15 protein-coding genes are annotated in these 16,790 nt (G+C 36.8%); 4 read left to right on the top strand and 11 right to left on the bottom strand.

Translation table 11 applies throughout. The features are described from left to right. Positions 1-416: 416 nt before the first annotated feature. The 11 genes from H4J66_RS17075 to pseB are packed head-to-tail and all read right to left on the bottom strand — an operon-like array spanning position 417 to position 11,661. Positions 417-1,571, bottom strand: a complete 1,155-nt coding sequence (locus H4J66_RS17075; protein WP_182176152.1) for a class I SAM-dependent methyltransferase — start codon at positions 1,569-1,571, stop codon at positions 417-419. A 55-nt stretch (positions 1,572-1,626) separates the two neighbouring features. Further along, positions 1,627-2,298 (bottom strand): PIG-L deacetylase family protein, encoded by a 672-nt coding sequence (locus H4J66_RS17070; protein ID WP_182176151.1) that lies wholly within the window; start codon positions 2,296-2,298, stop codon positions 1,627-1,629. Continuing rightward, positions 2,291-3,325 carry a pseudaminic acid synthase gene (pseI, locus tag H4J66_RS17065; protein WP_182176150.1) on the bottom strand — a complete coding sequence of 345 codons (1,035 nt, stop codon included), beginning with the start codon at positions 3,323-3,325 and terminating at the stop codon, positions 2,291-2,293. The genes H4J66_RS17070 and pseI overlap by 8 nt, the downstream gene beginning before the upstream one ends. After that, positions 3,322-3,945, bottom strand: a complete 624-nt coding sequence (locus H4J66_RS17060; RefSeq protein WP_182176149.1) for an HAD family hydrolase — start codon at positions 3,943-3,945, stop codon at positions 3,322-3,324. Before H4J66_RS17060 ends, pseI begins: the two co-directional genes overlap by 4 nt. Then, positions 3,939-4,841, bottom strand: a complete 903-nt coding sequence (locus tag H4J66_RS17055) for an ATP-grasp domain-containing protein (protein WP_182176148.1) — start codon at positions 4,839-4,841, stop codon at positions 3,939-3,941. Before H4J66_RS17055 ends, H4J66_RS17060 begins: the two co-directional genes overlap by 7 nt. Continuing rightward, positions 4,842-6,506 carry a UDP-2,4-diacetamido-2,4,6-trideoxy-beta-L-altropyranose hydrolase gene (gene pseG / locus H4J66_RS17050; RefSeq protein ID WP_182176147.1) on the bottom strand — a complete coding sequence of 555 codons (1,665 nt, stop codon included), beginning with the start codon at positions 6,504-6,506 and terminating at the stop codon, positions 4,842-4,844. Between the two features lie 51 nt (positions 6,507-6,557). Beyond that, positions 6,558-7,847, bottom strand: a complete 1,290-nt coding sequence (locus H4J66_RS17045; RefSeq protein ID WP_182176146.1) for an aminotransferase class III-fold pyridoxal phosphate-dependent enzyme — start codon at positions 7,845-7,847, stop codon at positions 6,558-6,560. Beyond that, on the bottom strand, positions 7,840-8,607 hold the full coding sequence (locus tag H4J66_RS17040) for a cytidylyltransferase domain-containing protein (protein ID WP_182176145.1): 768 nt from the start codon (positions 8,605-8,607) through the stop codon (positions 7,840-7,842). The genes H4J66_RS17045 and H4J66_RS17040 overlap by 8 nt, the downstream gene beginning before the upstream one ends. A 29-nt stretch (positions 8,608-8,636) precedes the next feature. Continuing rightward, complete coding sequence (locus tag H4J66_RS17035; protein ID WP_182176144.1) at positions 8,637-9,518, bottom strand: aldo/keto reductase; 882 nt, start codon at positions 9,516-9,518, stop codon at positions 8,637-8,639. Then, a complete protein-coding gene (gene pseC, locus H4J66_RS17030; protein WP_182176143.1) occupies positions 9,515-10,666 on the bottom strand; it encodes a UDP-4-amino-4,6-dideoxy-N-acetyl-beta-L-altrosamine transaminase in 1,152 nt (383 codons plus the stop codon). The genes H4J66_RS17035 and pseC overlap by 4 nt, the downstream gene beginning before the upstream one ends. After that, complete coding sequence (gene pseB / locus H4J66_RS17025; protein ID WP_182176523.1) at positions 10,663-11,661, bottom strand: UDP-N-acetylglucosamine 4,6-dehydratase (inverting); 999 nt, start codon at positions 11,659-11,661, stop codon at positions 10,663-10,665. Before pseB ends, pseC begins: the two co-directional genes overlap by 4 nt. Before the next feature lie 310 nt (positions 11,662-11,971). Between pseB and H4J66_RS17020 the strand changes: the two genes are divergently transcribed. The 4 genes from H4J66_RS17020 to fliE all read left to right on the top strand — a co-directional run bounded on the left by H4J66_RS17020 (position 11,972) and on the right by fliE (position 16,785). Next, the gene (locus H4J66_RS17020; protein WP_182176142.1) at positions 11,972-13,441 is read left to right on the top strand and encodes a sigma-54 dependent transcriptional regulator; all 1,470 of its coding nucleotides are present in this window, start codon (positions 11,972-11,974) and stop codon (positions 13,439-13,441) included. A gap of 246 nt (positions 13,442-13,687) precedes the next feature. Then, positions 13,688-14,875 (top strand): PAS domain-containing sensor histidine kinase, encoded by a 1,188-nt coding sequence (locus H4J66_RS17015; protein ID WP_182176141.1) that lies wholly within the window; start codon positions 13,688-13,690, stop codon positions 14,873-14,875. Then, positions 14,862-16,202 carry a sigma-54 dependent transcriptional regulator gene (locus H4J66_RS17010; RefSeq protein WP_182176140.1) on the top strand — a complete coding sequence of 447 codons (1,341 nt, stop codon included), beginning with the start codon at positions 14,862-14,864 and terminating at the stop codon, positions 16,200-16,202. The genes H4J66_RS17015 and H4J66_RS17010 overlap by 14 nt, the downstream gene beginning before the upstream one ends. 217 nt (positions 16,203-16,419) lie before the next feature. Next, positions 16,420-16,785, top strand: a complete 366-nt coding sequence (gene fliE / locus H4J66_RS17005; protein WP_182176139.1) for a flagellar hook-basal body complex protein FliE — start codon at positions 16,420-16,422, stop codon at positions 16,783-16,785. The last annotated feature ends 5 nt before the right edge of the window (positions 16,786-16,790 follow it).

Here is a 16,790-nt window from a genome sequence, read left to right as displayed (position 1 = left end):
ACATAAATGTTCGAACACCAAGAATACGCTCACCTTTACTAGGAGCTCTGTCTATAAATAGAAAACCTTCTATACCCATATATGCTTTAAGCCCAAAGTGAAATATAAATAGAGTGTTTTTTCAGACCTAATGGACTTATCAATAAAAAAGTAATGTTAGCTAGTTAGATTACTTTGTAAACTTGATAAATAAGTGTTCATTATAAGTACTTAATTACTGATAATTTACATTCAAGTAATACTTCTTCAGTTCGAGTGTTAAATGCAATTGTTATGCCGCCACTCATAGCTATTATTGTACTGTAGATAATTCATAGTATCCTTATCATCTTCCTGATCTAATCCAGAAGTTGAGCATATAATCTGTACTTTTACCTGACTAATCAAAGGATACATAAAATTTAACATTATATATTTTAAAATATTTCAGGAATATATACATCACCTCTCCAGCCTAGTGTTTGTAAAATTTCATTTATTTCGAAATAAAATGAAGATGATATGATAACAAGCATATTAATATCCTCACCTTTTTCTATTAATTCTTTAATTACTGTCGGAGCAAATAATACAGCTTTGTCAAAGCCACAAAAATATTTACCTGCTTTATCTGGATTGCCATCGATGAGGTAAGCTGGGTTGATATTAGCATTAGAAATGAGTGAAATACCACAAGTTCCAGCGCCCCATAAAATCGTTTTTTTATTTCTTGATATCTTACTAATATGTATCGAAACGGCCTTATTTCTCTTTTGCATATTTTCAATATGTATAGTAAAAACCGGCTGTTTAGCCATTACGTTGTACTTAGTAAATGACGCGATGAGATTGCCAGCATCAGTAATGGTGCTTGACTCTTTATGCCAACCAAATTTATTCGCTAGCTTTACTAAAGAGTATTCTGAAAAAACATGAATATGCTCAATGTGAAAAGCGATGGTTGAACTATTGTGTATTGCCCAGTCAAGGCTAGGTGTTTCAATGAGCAATCGTGTATTGGCATGGCTGACCATATTTGTCGCTTTAAAAAAATCTTCGAAATCAAAAATATGTTCTATGACATGGCGTGAATATACTAAGTCATAACTTTCATTTAATACCTTTACCGAGTCATTTGTAAAAAAATGAGTAAAGACTCTTAGCCCTTTCTCTTTAGCTGCTTCAGCAGATTCAATATTTGGTTCAAAGCCATCGGCATATTTTGCTGAGAATTCAGTTTTTAATGTGGTAAGCATTTCACCACTAGAGGATCCAATCTCTAATATTGAAAATATACTTTCTTTGTCTAAGTGCAGTGTTTGCAAAAACAGGAGGAAATCGTCTCTTAATGTTGTACCCAGATCACTTGGAGGTGGGGTGTAATAATGATAAGAGTATATTTTTTCTAATATATTTTGGTAATTTTCTTGCTGATAAACGTGTGAGCAATCAATGCATCTGAGGTAATTTAAGCTAACGGAGTAGGGAGGTGGAATAACGCTAGGGTCAGGAACGGGATGTTGATAAACAGGGCTATTATCTAACGTAAGATAATGTTTGTTGTTTTCAGAATGACAAACTGGACAATTCATAATGAACCTTTATTTATATGTGAGTAGTGCATTATATTCATTCTTAAACTCAGGGTTAGTTAAGTTCTCTGATAAGCATAAATGCTTCGGCATAACTTACGCCAACACTTGTCCCTCTTACCACCGCTAATGCTGTTATAGCTTCTTTAGAACGAGTGTGAGGATAGGGTCTCATTTCTTTTGCATAGATATCTAATAGTCTATTTTTATCTGCTAATTGCTCTGCAATGTTAATAAAACTGGTTGGTAAAAAATTATTTGCTGTGCTTTTTATTCCCCATTCAGTACTCGAGTTAACTTCAAATGTATAAATGCTAGCCACTTTTGTACCTGGCTGTGGCCTATTCGCGGTAATGACTGCTTGATGTACTATTTGGTGATCTACATTCAAGTCGCCAAAATGATGTGTGTAAATAATATCAGGTAATACCTGTACTAAAATAGACTCAATGGATTGAACAATGTCGATTAGTGGTTCTTGATCCATTCTGTTATCAGGGTAATTAAAAAAATATTGCTTTGCAGTTAAAAATGCTCCAGCGGCATGCGCCATCTCATTACGAATACTAACGTCTGTATCTTCTGAATTAATTCGGGCGGATACCCCATCTGTCATATAGATGATATGAATTTTATCACCACGTTCTTTGTGTTTTGCCAGAGTGCCGCCACAGCCTATTGCTTCATCATCGGGATGCGCGACAATAGCAATTATTATTTTACTCATGAATATGTTCCCATGTTAAAGCACTACCAAAAGAGATATCAGTACGTACTTTTTTACCTAAAATTTCATCGTAATATATTGGAGACAAACCAAAACCTGGTCGAATGATACGAGTGTTTTTTTCTGATAGAGTATCGCCAGCTTTCATGGGGTTAGTGACATAAATAGATCTACCATGATGTTTTCCTGGCCTTTTAGTGTCATTAAATATATTTTTATTACCTAAAGCCAGCCAAGTAGATTCAGTTTCATTGACCAGAGATGTCAACTCTTCTGGGTTGATTGAAAACGCTGCATCTGGCCCTCCTAATGCACGGTCTAAGGTAAAGTGCTTTTCTATAATCGTTGCTCCCATTGCTACGGCGGCAATAGCAGGAATGTTCGTTAAGCTGTGATCAGATAAGCCGTAAAGTAAATCAAGTGACGCTAACTCTTTTATTGCTAATAAATTCATTTGTTCGAAACTACAAGGGTATGAACTTATACAGTGAAGAATAGCAACATCCGAACACCCATGTTCTTTTAAAAAACTAACACTTTTTCTTATTTCGTCAAGTGTTGCAATACCGGTCGACATAATGACAGGCTTACCTGTTTGCGCTACCGCTTTTAATAAAGCGAAGTCTTGAATTTCAAAAGAGGCTATTTTATAGAGAGGGCAATTGACTGTTTCTAATAAGCGAACCGATTCTTCATCGAAAGGAGAGCTAAAGATAATAATGTTATGCTTTTTAGCATGTTCAAAAAGAATCGAAGTCCATTCCATTGGCATAGCTATATCTTTATATAATTGATAATAGCTTTGCCCCTTCCATAATGGATCTTGAATGATGAATTCTGGTTTATCGCACTCAATCGTTAGAGAGTCAGCGGTATACGTTTGAATTTTTATTGCATCAGCGCCACACTCTGCTGCTTTTTCAATGATTTTTTTGGCTATTGAAAGGTCACACAGGTGATTGTTTGACATTTCAGCGATGATAAAGGGCTTGTTTTGTTTAGAAATTTTAAAATTATTTATATTCATTTGTCATCTTGGGTTATATCAAAGTGAATAAAAGGGATATTTACATTAGTGGCAAATAAACCGTCGGTAGAGTGATCATCACCAACCATTACTGGTTTAATGAAATAGTTTTTTTTAGATAGTTCATCGAAAGCATAGCTATTAGGCTTTAATTGCTGAGGCTCTTTAGATGAACAGATAACAATAGTGGCGTACTCTTCTAACGCTAAACGCCTAACTTTAGTTTCCTGTACCATTATTGGTCCATTGGTCACCACAAATATTCTATTGTTGACGAGGTGTTTTTTTATTAAAGGCATTAAACCACTTTCTTTGTTTATATAGCGCCCATTATGCGAAAAGTAATTTGTAAGCATTATAGGTAGTAAGGACTGAGATAAGTGGTATTTGTCTAAAGTATCATTAAATAATTTATTGTATTTATTACCTTTAAATTTTTTATGAGTCATTAAAAAGTCTTCCATACCGTCAAGTGTTAGCTGGCTTTCTTTTTTTAATGCGGCAGTTATATCTTCAAAAGCACCACGGTCAAAGTCTTTTTGTTGGTAAAGTGTATTATCTAAATCGAAGATTATTTCCTCAAATTCCGCTAATTGTTCAAATAACTGTTCAGCTAACATGAGTATTCTTGCCAATAACGAATGAATTTTTTATTTTTTATTTCATCAGGGTGAGGAATATTGATTGTTTCTTTTGACCATAATTTAAGAGCTAAATCGATAATATCAAAACCCGCTAAAGTAGAAAATATTAAACTACCTGACAGACGAGGATTTATTTCTATTAAGTGTGGTATGTTATTTTTATCAAGCATGATCTGTATATTAATGGGCCCTATAAAATTGAAAGTAGCACAACACTCTTTTGCTAGCGAAAGTACTGTTTCATTCTGTTCAACTTCGCCAACCCTAGACACCCCTGCAGTTTCAAGCCTTTTTCTTGCAACACCAAAGACCCATTTTGAGTCATTATCAGTAAGTACATCGATAGTATATTCAACACCTTCAATAACGTTTTGAATAACGCCATCTTGTTTTAAAAAGTAAGGAATCAATTCATTATCTTCAATATAAAAAATACCTTTACTACCTCGCCCATAATTAGGTTTAAATATGGCGGGGGCAGACGTTGTTAATGGAGCCACGGGCAAACCATACACTCGGCACTGTTGCTGGAAATTTATTTTACTTGTGCAAGTTAACACCGTCTCTTGGGGGTTTAATAATATTTTATCAAAGGCGGTTTTTAGTAAGTCAGGATGTTGACATAACAAAATTAATTCTTCGTCAATAAATGGAATATACAAGTCAAATTTATTAACAAGACTGTTAATAAATGGAATGAAATCGTTAGATTTACACAATGGTGATAAATAAAACTCATCACAAATATTTATAGCGAGGGGGGCACTGTGGTGATTTGCATCAATACCAATAACATAATGACCTAGACGTTTAATATGCCTTATTATTTCTGTCGCTGCCGACGAGCCAGCAGCACTCATTAATATTTTCATTTAATTATTAGGCCCTAGTTTTTTGATATTATCAGATCGAAAGTTGATTACATTCAGCTGATAAGATGACGGAGAAACTTTTTTAAATCCGGCTTTGGTAAAGGCTTTTTGTGATTGAATATTTTTATTGTGTATTGTGGCCATATAGGTTGCATTTTGTTTAAGTTGACTTAGGTTTGTTAAGGTACTTACTGCCAGACCTTTACCCTGGTGATCGGGAGCAATGATAATAGATATTTCGTATGTCGGTATATCCGTATTGCACTTATTTTTTGTTAATTGATCGAGTCGTAATAAACCAACGCTACTACCCTGATCATTGTGGAGTAAGTAGAGTATTCTGTTTGGATCTAGCAAGCAGGTATTATACCACTGCATGTGCTCTAGCCAGCTTGGTGTTTTTGGATTTATAAAGTATTTTCTAATGTTTTTATTGGATTGCCAACCGTATATTAATTCACAATCATCTGCTTTTGCTGCATGAAATATTATCTCTTTGGGGATAACTATAAGGTGTTTGGTTGTTTTTTCTACAAGTTTAGCTGCAACTCTAGCTGCACCTTTGCCATCGCATACTTCAAAACAGCAATCACTCATTTTTTCATAGGCACTTGTATCATTAAGTAAACTATTTAAGGCTGAAACGATAGTATGAATCGTAATGTTTTTATACCAACCTAAGTTAATAGTTGCACCCGCTTGGGCTAAATTATTTGCGATTACCTTTTGGTTTTCAGCATTAACCGTCGTTAAACAAGGTAAACCTAAGCAACAGCGCTCCCAAGCGGTCCCTCCACTTGCCCCTATAGCTATATCAGCTGATAGCATCAATTCGGCCATATTTTGACTATTAACTATTAAATAGATCCAAGAATGTTCATTACAAAACGTTGTTAAGGAGTCTACATGTATTGATTGACTTGATATCACCAGATTAACGGTGATTTTAGGTAGTGCTTCAATAAGCTCACCTACAGCGAGCAAAGCTAATTGTGATAAATTATCGGGATCACTACCCCCCATCGTAATAAGAATATTAGTTGGTGTTAGTTCGTTGTTATATTCATCAATACGTTTTTTTCGTCGGAGCAGTGCTTGATCCTTTAATAATGAAAATTCATCTCTAAGTAAAATATAGTCTTGCCCTACTAAAAATTGGCACTGGCTTGGCACTAACGCTTGGTATTCTGCCTTACTACGATTATACGTTTGGTCTAGTAAAAAATCACAGGCGAGGGAACGGTTTGCTAAGTCATCTATCACTAACAGTTTTTGGTAATAAGGCTTCATTAAGCTATGCCATTTATGATCAATCGCATAATGATCAACGATGAATAATTCAATTTTGGGTAATTGTTTAACTTGGGTAATGCATTGTTGAGCATCTTGCTCAAAAGTAGCACCTAGCCAGCTATCACTGCATTGCTGATTAATTTTTTGTTCAACAGGTGGCAGTTGCAGCAGGTTAAAATCGGAATCTAGGATTAACTGATTGATATGACCTTGATGATCACGACAGAGAAAACTGATTAATAAATTATCATCAACATTTTTTTGTGGTATCGTTTTTAACTCGTATACAAGTGCGTGCGCTAAGGTTAAACACCTCATCACGTGGCCGTATCCAATAATAGTTGAGCTATCAACACGAAAAGCAATATGCATAAGTACTTTATTTACTCAGCTTGTTATATTTTAAAATTAAGGGAGTCATACTTAACGCACCTTAAATACAGGTTGTAATAACTCACCTTTAAAAACACTATCAAAATTATTTTTTTTAATGGTGTTGGCTAAAATAGGTAACACGGCTTTATAAGCTAATAATAGCTTGTCAATATCAGCTGATTTATGGGCGTAACTTAAGTTATGTCCTCCACCTAGCAAAATTCCTCTTCTCGCCATTTCTTGCAAAAATAATGATTTTAATTCGATGGCGCTATAACGGCCTTGTTCAGCTATGTTTAAAAATGACCAAACAGGGTGACCGCTTAAGCTTAGCCATTTTTGGGCTTGCATGTCGTCAATTATTTTTTCTAAACCTGCTTGTAACTTTTCTCCCATGGCCGTTAAATGTGCAATCACATTATGTTGTTCCATAAAGTTTAACGTTGCTTGTGTTGCGGCTAACGACAAGGTTTCACCTGCAAATGTACCCGAGAAAAAGATATCTTCCATAAGCATCATTATATCTTTTCGACCGACCACCGCAGAAATAGGATAACCATTGGCCATTCCTTTGCCAAACGTCGCTAAATCTGGCGTTACATCAAATAACTCCTGCGCACCGCCCATCGAGAAACGAAATCCGGTGATGGTTTCATCAAAAATTAATACCGCACCTTGTTTCTTACATAGCTCTTTTACTTTTTGTAAAAAATTATCTTGAGGAAAGTGAGTATTCATCGGCTCTAAAATAACCACGGCTATTTTGTTTTCTTGCTGTCTGAATATTTGTTCTAGTGATGAAATATCATTATATTTAAAAGTGTGCGTTAACGACTTAGTGCTTTCTGGTACGCCTAAACTTCGCGTTGTTGAACCTATGTACCAGTCTTGCCAGCCGTGATAACCACATACCGCAATATGTTCTTTACCAGTATAAGCGCGAGCAAGTCTGATGGCTGCAGAGGTTGCATCACTACCATTTTTACCAAATCGTACCATATCAGCACAGGGAATTAACTCAACCAGTTTTTCAGCAACTTGCATTTCAAGTTGATGTGGTAAAGAAAAAGTTACGCCAGATTTTATTTGCTTAATAACGGCATTATCAACAGTCTCGTTGCAATAGCCTAATGATACTGAAAGTAAACCGCTGACAAAATCAGTATATTGATTATCATCAGCATCCCATACTTGGCAATCTTGGCCGCGTTTAATAAAGAGAGGAGAAACACCTTTAGGGTAAGAAATCTGACTCTTGCTGAAGGTTTGTGATCCTAAAGGAATAGTTTTTTCAGCGCGAGTTAACCATGTATTTGATTGTTCGTATTTTCTAGGCATAACCTTGCTCTTTATCATTTTTGAGTGATGTTAATAACCCTTGATTGCGGGTGAAATCCTGGTTTATTTTCAATAAAGCAGGGTGTTTTGCTAAGTATTTTAATATATCTTGGAAACTAAAATTGTTGTTTTTTGGGTATAGGTCATTATATATTCTTTCAACTAATTCAAAATCTTCTTGTTCATCAACTGTCCATCTATGTGCTGAAAGATCACATTCATGTAGGTATGAGCCACAACTAAATTGCTCTGGATGGTTTCTAATAAAGAGGGTGACATGTTCTAATTCAGAAGGTTTAACGGCTTGTAACCACGAAGATTTCAATGTTTTTTTTGTCATCACTTCAACATCTAAGCCATCAGGGAAAGTGGCTGGTTCACAATTGTTGGTGTAATCAAAGCCGCCAGTTAAATGCGCTAAAATAACATGATCAATAACTTGGGCGTCAATTAATGGACAGTCACCGGTGATCCTAACGATATGTTCACTCGGATAAAGCAGACTAGCTTGGTAATACCTGTCAAGTACGTTGTTTAAATTTCCCCTAAAACACGCGATGTTGAGTGTATCGCATAAACGATCAATCGCATCGTCACTTGGCTCTGTGCTGGTGGCAATAATAAGTTTGTTCACTTGAGTTACTTTAGCTAAACGTGCAATTTGAAGTGCTAGTATAGGTTGCCCTAAAATAGGCATTAATACTTTTCCAGGTAAACGGCTAGAGTTCATTCTTGCTTGTAAAATTATATTAACTGTCATTTTGGTTCATTACTTTTATGGATAAATAGTTACTTATATTGTATCGACCAGTTGCTCGGATTAATTAATGCTTCGTTGCTACAGGATAGTTGTGCAATGGCATTTTTGTGCGTTTTACTGAGTTTCTTTGCTAAATAATAATGCTCAATAATTTGTTCAAGTTGTTGTGTTGAACAACAACCTATGACTGCCTTATTAATAAATGGATTTTGATGAATAATTGATAAAGCTAACGTTAACGCCTGGCAATTTAATTGTTTACATAAAGCATGAAAACTATTTAACTGAGGGTGGAATGGCTGAAAGTAAGGGGCAAGTTCAGGTAATGGCATCAGTAACAAGCCTTGTAAAAAAACAGAGCGAACATGTACTTCAATCTTTTTTGTTTGTAATTGTTGGCGAAGTTCAGTGTTAGTAAAGCGTTGGTCCATGCAGTTTAATGGCACTTGAACGATATCAAGATCAAATTTTTGCATCAGTTTATCCAATTGTTTAGGGTTATACACAGACACGCCAAGCTGATTAATTTTTCCTTGCTGTTTTAATATGCTCGCTTGCTGATAATAATGTTCACCCTTTGCTCCTAATAAATCCTTAGCGCTGTGAAACATCAAAGCTTGTACTTGCTTAGTTTTAAGATGGGCTAAACTGATTTCTAGCAAATCACTTATGGTCGACGTGACCTTTGCTAAAGTGGGAATTTTCGTAACAATGGAAAAGCCGCTACTAGCATTTAATGTACCAATAGCTTGCTCACTATCACCATAAGCGGCCGCCGTGTCTAGGGTGGTAATACCATGAGCTCTCGCCAAAGATAAGATGTTTTCTACTTCGTGGAGGACTACTTTCCCTTGTCGGTTACTTATACCGTAATCGATACCGAATTGAACTGTACCTAAGGCGAGTTTCATAATAAATTTATTACAGTATCAATAACATATTGTTGATCTTCACGCGTTAGTTCTGGGTATAAGGGGAGCGATATAGCACGATGGTAATAATCTTCAGCGATAGGGAAATCCCCCCAGTTAAAACCTAACTCTTGATAATAAGGCTGAGTATGAATAGGAATGTAATGAACATGAGCAAAAATTTTTGCGGCTCTTAATCGTGTGATCATTTTATGGTGTTGTTTTGTATCAGCTTGTGGAAGTAAAACTATATATAAATGATAAGCGGAATAGTTATCTGCGGTTGGTGTTAATGGTGTTAGGTCGGTTTGAGCGAAAGCTTGGTCATATACATGTGCCAAGGTGTTTCGTTGTTTAACAAAAACATCTAATTGAGTTAATTGACTAACACCAAGCGCAGCTTGCAGCTCTGTCATTCGGTAGTTATAGCCGAGAGCTATTTGTTGGTAATACCAAGGACCGTGGCTTTCACCTTTAAATTGCTGTGGATCAGCAGTAACACCGTGGCTCCGGTATAAACGTAACTTTTCAATTAATTCTGGGTTATTGGTTAATGCCATGCCTCCTTCTGCACTGGTAATAATTTTTACTGGATGAAAACTAAAAATACTAATGTCAGAATACTGGCAATTTCCAACGGCTTTATTTTGATAATACGCACCAATTGCATGTGAAGCATCTTCAATAATGGCAAAATTATATTGTTGGCTCAATGTTTTAATTTCTTGCATCAAACATGACTGTCCAGCCAAGTGCACAGGGATAATTACTTTCGGAAGTGTATGGGTAATTTTAGCTTGCTCTAGCTTTGCTCTTAAAGCCAATACACAAATATTTCCGGTAGTAATATCTATATCGACAAAATCAATAGATGCTCCGCAATAAAGCGCACAATTAGCCGAAGCTACAAAGGAAATCGGCGAAGTCCAAACTATATCATTAGCTTGAACCTCTAATGCAAGGCAAGCTATATGCAATGCAGACGTTGCGCTATTTACCGCACAGGCAAAGTCAGTCTGACAATAATTGGCTAGCTTTTTTTCAAATAAAGGGACCTGAGGGCCCTGAGTTAAAAAGTCAGAAGAAAGAACACTAATAACGCTATCGATGTCTTCTTGGCTGATTTTTTGTTTACCGTAAGGGATCATTCTTCAGCCATATGATTAAAACTGATAAGTTCTTTTTCGGTTAAGAAGTGCTTGTTATTTTTTGAATTATATTCAAACCCAGGTTCAACAACTGCCCCCGTTTCATTTAAGGCATTGTGTGTAAAGTCATTACTTCTACTTGAAAAGCTGATACTTGGAGCAATAACAAAGTGGTCATCATATTCATAAGTATGGTAACAATCGTCGGCAGGACACATTATTTCATGTAACTTTTCACCGGGACGAATGCCAATAATATCGATAGTTGATCTAGGCGCCATCGCCTTTGCTAAATCCATCACTCGCATTGAAGGGATTTTAGGAACGAAAACTTCGCCACCGAGCATGCGTTCAAAGTTCTTCAAAACAAAGTCTACACCTTGTTGCAGAGTGATCCAAAAACGAGTCATTTCTTCATGGGTAACCGTGATGGGGGCTTTTTCGTTAACAAGCTTTTGAAAAAAGGGAACCACTGAGCCACGAGAACCAACAACATTACCGTAACGTACTACTGAAAATAATGTTTTGTGACCGCCACTCATGTTATTCGCTGCAACGAATAACTTATCAGAAGCTAATTTCGTTGCACCATAAAGACTTATCGGATTCGCGGCTTTGTCGGTGGATAGAGCAATAACCCTTTCTACATCATTATCAAGAGCCGCTTCAATGACATTTTCAGCACCATTAATATTTGTTTTAATACATTCCATGGGGTTATATTCAGCGGCAGGAACTTGTTTTAATGCAGCTGCATGAATGACTAAGTCAACCCCTTTCATTGCTCTTCTTAAGCGGTTCCCATCTCTTACATCGCCAATAAAGTAACGCATACAAGGTTGATTGAAAACTTGTTGCATTTCAGACTGCTTCAACTCATCTCTTGAATAGATTATGATTTTTTTAGGGTTATATCGTTCAAGTAATGTCTTAACATAAAGCTTGCCAAACGAACCTGTACCGCCAGTAATAAGAATACTCTTATTATCAAACATAGTTGTCATATTTATCCCCACAAATTCTAGCTTATTTTTAATAGCCACGGTAAACGAATGACTTGCTAATAATATATATTTTAATAAGCAAATTATGTGCCTAGTTACAATAAGACACAATAGCGTATCAATTATTTTTTATTGATTCTTATGGTTTTTCGCTAGTTTCATTACTATTTTTATTATTAAATTATATATCTCTTATTTTTTGTCAAATTAATGACCAATTAGCGTCAATCTTTTGTTGCTTGTTTAGAATATCTCGCTAGAATAAAATTATAGATAACAAAAATATGGTTTTTTTAGATATATGCAGGGTCAAAAACATGTACTTGTCGTTGATAACGACATTGCCAGACGCGATCAAATAGCGACCGTATTATCATTTGTCGGTGAACATTTTCATGTGTGTCCTGAAGATGATATTGAGCAGTATTTTAAAGAAACTGATAATATTCTTACGGTGGTTTTGTGTGGCAAGGTCAGTGATTTACTGGTCGGTTTTGTTAAAAAACACCCTGAAACACCTTTTATCCTTCATGATGTACTCGACGCTACTTTATTAAGTGGTGCTGTTAATGTTTTAGGCAGTTTAGCGGTGCCTTTAAATTATGCTCAGCTTACTGAGCAAGTACACCACTGTCATCAATACCATAACCAATTACCCTCAAAGCGAAACCACAACGGCCCTAATTTGTTATTCCGCTCTTTGGTGGGCGCCAGTGAACCTATGTTACAAGTGCGCTTTTTAATTGAACAAGTTGCTTGTACGCAAGCCAGTGTCTTGGTTTTAGGTGAGTCAGGTACGGGTAAAGAAGTTGTCGCACGTAATATTCATAATTTATCTGACCGCGCTAAGGGGCCTTTTGTTCCGGTTAACTGTGGCGCTATACCCGGTGAATTATTGGAAAGTGAATTATTTGGTCATGAAAAAGGTGCCTTTACGGGCGCTATTTCTACTCGTAAAGGGCGTTTTGAAATGGCCGAGGGGGGCACGTTATTTCTTGATGAAATAGGTGATATGCCTCAACCCATGCAAGTGAAGCTACTTCGTGTTCTGCAAGAACGTACTTTTGAGCGTGTCGGTGGCGCTAAGAGTATTAAAACCAATGTTCGTATTATTGCTGCAACCCATCAGCACTTAGAAGATATGATCACCGCAGGCACATTCCGCGAAGATTTATTCTATCGTCTTAATGTTTTTCCTATTGAAACACCGGCATTACGTGATAGAAAAGAAGATATTCCATTATTGATTAAAGAACTTATTTCTCGTTTTGAAGCAGAGCAAGGACAAAGTGTTCGTTTTACTGAGCAAGCGATTGAATCTTTAAAATTACATGCTTGGGCAGGTAATGTTCGAGAATTATCTAACTTAATTGAACGTATGATCATTATGTTTGCTGAGCAAGTGGTTAATGTCAGTGAATTACCGGCAAAGTATCGTCATATCGATGTTGAAGAGTATCAACCTGAATACCCTGATGAGTTGCAAGAACGTGATGCGATAAATGAGCTATTTTCTGGCTTTGATTATGATGACGAAGAAGATACCAGCAGTTTTGATGACCAACCAGATGAAGCATCTGTGGTTGATGTTTTGCCAAACGATGGCTTGAATTTAAAAGAATACTTAGCGGACCTTGAAGTGTCGATGATAAACCAAGCACTTGAAAAAAATGATTGGGTTGTTGCACGCTCGGCAGAATTATTAGGGATGCGTCGAACCACATTAGTTGAAAAAATGCGTAAGTATAACTTACAAAAAAACATTAACTAATATCCTAGGTTAATCATAGATATTGAATGTTATATCCGTTATCACAACAGCCGTTGTACTGGAAAGTATCGCAAGGGTTAGCGTCTTTATCTTTGGCTGAATTGAATGCTTTTAGACAGTAAAGCCAAATCTTTGACGGCAAGAATTGTTCTAAAAATAGCTTCTAACATCATGTAAATTAATAAAAAACCTCTTTGGCATAGTTAATGCTTTATTCAGTTGGTATTTCTAAATTGAGTAAAGTATATGGCCGTTGCAGTTTCACATTCATCAGCATCTTCTAAATTGTCTACACCCATTCATTGTGTGGACGATAATCTGTTTCATAAAGCTAAGTTTGCTTTTACTCCGCAGTCATTTGCCCATAGCGATACGTTAGAAAGTGAAGCATACCGTGGCGAGCTATCGTTACTTCGTCAAAAGTCTAATCAACTTGAGCAAATTATTGATGTTATGCCGACCGGGATGATAATGCTTGATGGTAACGGTATTGTTATTAAAACCAATAAAATTGCTAGTTTGTTACTCGATGAACCGATTCTTGGTCAAGCTTGGTTTGATGTTATTAAACGCTCGTTTAAACCTCGTGCCGACGATTGGCATGAAGTGTCATTAAAAGACGGCCGCCGAGTTAAATTAGAAATTACTGCTTTAGGTGATCAACCTGGCCAGTTAATTATGATCACTGATTTGACCGAAACGCGTTTATTACAAGATAAGCTTAGCCATATGCAGCGTTTATCGTCATTAGGTCATTTGGTTTCAAAGCTTGCTCATCAAATTCGCACACCGCTTTCTGCTGCTATGTTATATGGCGCAAATTTAAAAAATAAAAAGCTTTCTTCAGACGATCGAAGTAGCTTTCAAGACAAATTAATGGCGCGCTTGCACGACCTAGAACAACAAGTTAACGATATGTTGTTGTTTTCAAAAAGTGGCAAGCAAAAAGTTGTTGAACCACTTTCAATTAATAAATTGATTACCCATTCAGTTAACGCCGTAGAAGCATTAATTGTTCAGGCCAAAGCGAAAGTAAACATTAAGCTTTGTGATGATGATTGCCAAATCTTAGGTAATAAACGTGCGTTAAGCGGTGCTATTGAAAACTTAATTCACAACAGTTTACAAGTTATTAAGCAGGGTGCGGAGATCTCTATTACCACCTACTGCCAAAATGAATACGCTTATATTAGTGTACAAGATAATGGTCAAGGTATTAGTGAAGAGCTTGCCAATAAAATCTTTGAACCTTTTTATACATCAAGGGCACAGGGAACCGGCTTAGGTTTAGCGGTGGTAAAGTCAGTTGCTAAGGCTCATCAAGGCGACGTTCGCTTAGTGAGTAAGCCAGGAGAGGGCGCGCACTTTTGTATTCACTTACCTATTCTAGACACAAACAATGTTAACGGGGAGAACACTAATGAATCAAAGTAAAATATTAGTTGTTGAAGATGATGCAGGATTACGTGAAGCCCTGATGGATACTTTAAAGTTATCAGGTTATCAATGTATTGAAGCTCAATCAGGTGAAGATGCTTTACTCACGCTTAAAGAACAAAGTGTTGATCTCGTCGTTAGTGACGTGCAAATGGATGGTATGTCGGGCTTAACACTACTCAATAGTATTAAAAGAAACTGGCCAAATTTACCTGTGCTGATGATGACGGCATACGGTACGATTCATGATGCTGTTCAAGCGATGCGTGATGGGGCCTGTAACTATATGGCAAAACCTTTTGCACCAGAAGTGCTGCTCAATATGGTCAACCAATATGTGCCATTGAATGTGACTAGTCGCTATGAACCTGTGGTTGCCGACGCACAAAGTATTGAACTATTGGCGTTAGCAAAGAAAGTCGCGACCACCGATGCTTCTGTTATGGTGCTTGGCCCCAGTGGTTCTGGTAAGGAAGTATTAGCACAATACGTTCATTATCACTCGAACCGAAGTGATAAGCCCTTTGTTGCTATAAATTGTGCTGCAATTCCAGAGAACATGCTGGAAGCGACTTTATTTGGTTATGAAAAAGGTGCCTTTACCGGAGCCATTCAAGCGTGCCCGGGTAAATTTGAACAAGCACAGGGCGGTACCATTTTATTAGATGAGATCACAGAAATGGATCTCGGCTTACAAGCAAAAATTTTACGGGTCTTACAAGAGCGAGAAGTTGAACGCTTAGGGGGTCGTAAAACTATTAAGCTTGATGTTCGTGTTATCGCAACCAGCAACCGTGATTTAAGAGTGGCTGTAAAAGATGGTATCTTCCGTGAAGATCTCTACTACCGTTTAAATGTCTTTCCATTAACGTGGTTAGCATTAAATAAACGCAGAGATGATATTGTGCCATTAGCCAAACATTTAATTACTCAAGCATCGTTAGCGAACAACATGGCTATTCCAGAACTAACCGCTTCGGCGAGAAATAAACTGATGAGTTACGATTGGCCAGGCAATGTTCGTGAATTAGACAATGTTATTCAACGAGCCATTATTTTGCATAGCGACCAGATTATTAATGCTGGTGACTTGTTAATTGAAAATTTCGACAGTGAAATTATTACTGATGTGGCGTTAGAAAATAATAGCGAAGACATGCTTGGTAATGAATTAAAAATACAAGAGCATCAAATTATTCTTGATACCCTCACCGCTTGCCAAGGTAGCCGTAAAGATGTTGCTGAACGATTAGGCATTAGCCCAAGAACGCTACGCTATAAAATAGCAAGAATGCGTGATTCGGGCATTCAAATACCAGCCTAACAATCGCTAAAAACGGTAATATTCCTATAAAGCCAATATTTTCATTTAAAATATTGGCTTTACTGCTATCTGCAGTTTCCACTGATTAAACCTTCCACAGCCTCGATAATTCTTTAATTCTCATACTGGCACCATGCTTGCAATATCATCGTTATATCGTTACTTAAACCGTTATTTATAGGCTTAGTAGCAAAAAATTGACACAAGTGAGTAGCTCATGAATATCGATACCAATTCTTTATACGCACAAATGCAAAGTATGTCGCTTGGAAACTCTTCGTTGCAGGGGGCTTCATTTGAAAAAATGGGCAATAACCTTGGCATGGAAGACAGCGCTATTCCAGCGCTAAACAAGTCGACCAGTAATTTTGGCGATATGCTTAAAGATGCGGTGAATAATGTCAATGATATTCAAAAAGAGTCTGGAGCAAAGAAAATAGCTTTTGAAATGGGCGACCGTAGCGTTACGCTTGCTGACACCATGGTTGCTTCCGCTAAAGCCGGTATTGCTTTTGATGCCACCGTACAAGTACGTAATAAGTTTGTTGAAGCATATAAAGAAATAATGAATATGCCAGTTTAACAATA

It is taken from the genome of Colwellia sp. MB3u-55 (assembly GCF_014076785.1).
GTDB lineage: Bacteria > Pseudomonadota > Gammaproteobacteria > Enterobacterales > Alteromonadaceae > Colwellia_A.
This window is presented reverse-complemented; position numbering and strand designations above follow the sequence as displayed.

Excerpts from the sequence above, each read along its gene's own strand:
- H4J66_RS17075 (WP_182176152.1), bottom strand. The coding sequence starts at position 1,571 with ATGAATTGTCCAGTTTGTCATTCTGAAAACAACAAACATTATCTTACG.
- H4J66_RS17070 (WP_182176151.1), bottom strand. The coding sequence starts at position 2,298 with ATGAGTAAAATAATAATTGCTATTGTCGCGCATCCCGATGATGAAGCA.
- pseI (WP_182176150.1), bottom strand. The coding sequence starts at position 3,325 with ATGAATATAAATAATTTTAAAATTTCTAAACAAAACAAGCCCTTTATC.
- H4J66_RS17060 (WP_182176149.1), bottom strand. The coding sequence starts at position 3,945 with ATGTTAGCTGAACAGTTATTTGAACAATTAGCGGAATTTGAGGAAATA.
- H4J66_RS17055 (WP_182176148.1), bottom strand. The coding sequence starts at position 4,841 with ATGAAAATATTAATGAGTGCTGCTGGCTCGTCGGCAGCGACAGAAATA.
- pseG (WP_182176147.1), bottom strand. The coding sequence starts at position 6,506 with ATGCATATTGCTTTTCGTGTTGATAGCTCAACTATTATTGGATACGGC.
- H4J66_RS17045 (WP_182176146.1), bottom strand. The coding sequence starts at position 7,847 with ATGCCTAGAAAATACGAACAATCAAATACATGGTTAACTCGCGCTGAA.
- H4J66_RS17040 (WP_182176145.1), bottom strand. The coding sequence starts at position 8,607 with ATGACAGTTAATATAATTTTACAAGCAAGAATGAACTCTAGCCGTTTA.
- H4J66_RS17035 (WP_182176144.1), bottom strand. The coding sequence starts at position 9,518 with ATGAAACTCGCCTTAGGTACAGTTCAATTCGGTATCGATTACGGTATA.
- pseC (WP_182176143.1), bottom strand. The coding sequence starts at position 10,666 with ATGATCCCTTACGGTAAACAAAAAATCAGCCAAGAAGACATCGATAGC.
- pseB (WP_182176523.1), bottom strand. The coding sequence starts at position 11,661 with ATGTTTGATAATAAGAGTATTCTTATTACTGGCGGTACAGGTTCGTTT.
- H4J66_RS17020 (WP_182176142.1), top strand. The coding sequence starts at position 11,972 with ATGCAGGGTCAAAAACATGTACTTGTCGTTGATAACGACATTGCCAGA.
- H4J66_RS17015 (WP_182176141.1), top strand. The coding sequence starts at position 13,688 with ATGGCCGTTGCAGTTTCACATTCATCAGCATCTTCTAAATTGTCTACA.
- H4J66_RS17010 (WP_182176140.1), top strand. The coding sequence starts at position 14,862 with ATGAATCAAAGTAAAATATTAGTTGTTGAAGATGATGCAGGATTACGT.
- fliE (WP_182176139.1), top strand. The coding sequence starts at position 16,420 with ATGAATATCGATACCAATTCTTTATACGCACAAATGCAAAGTATGTCG.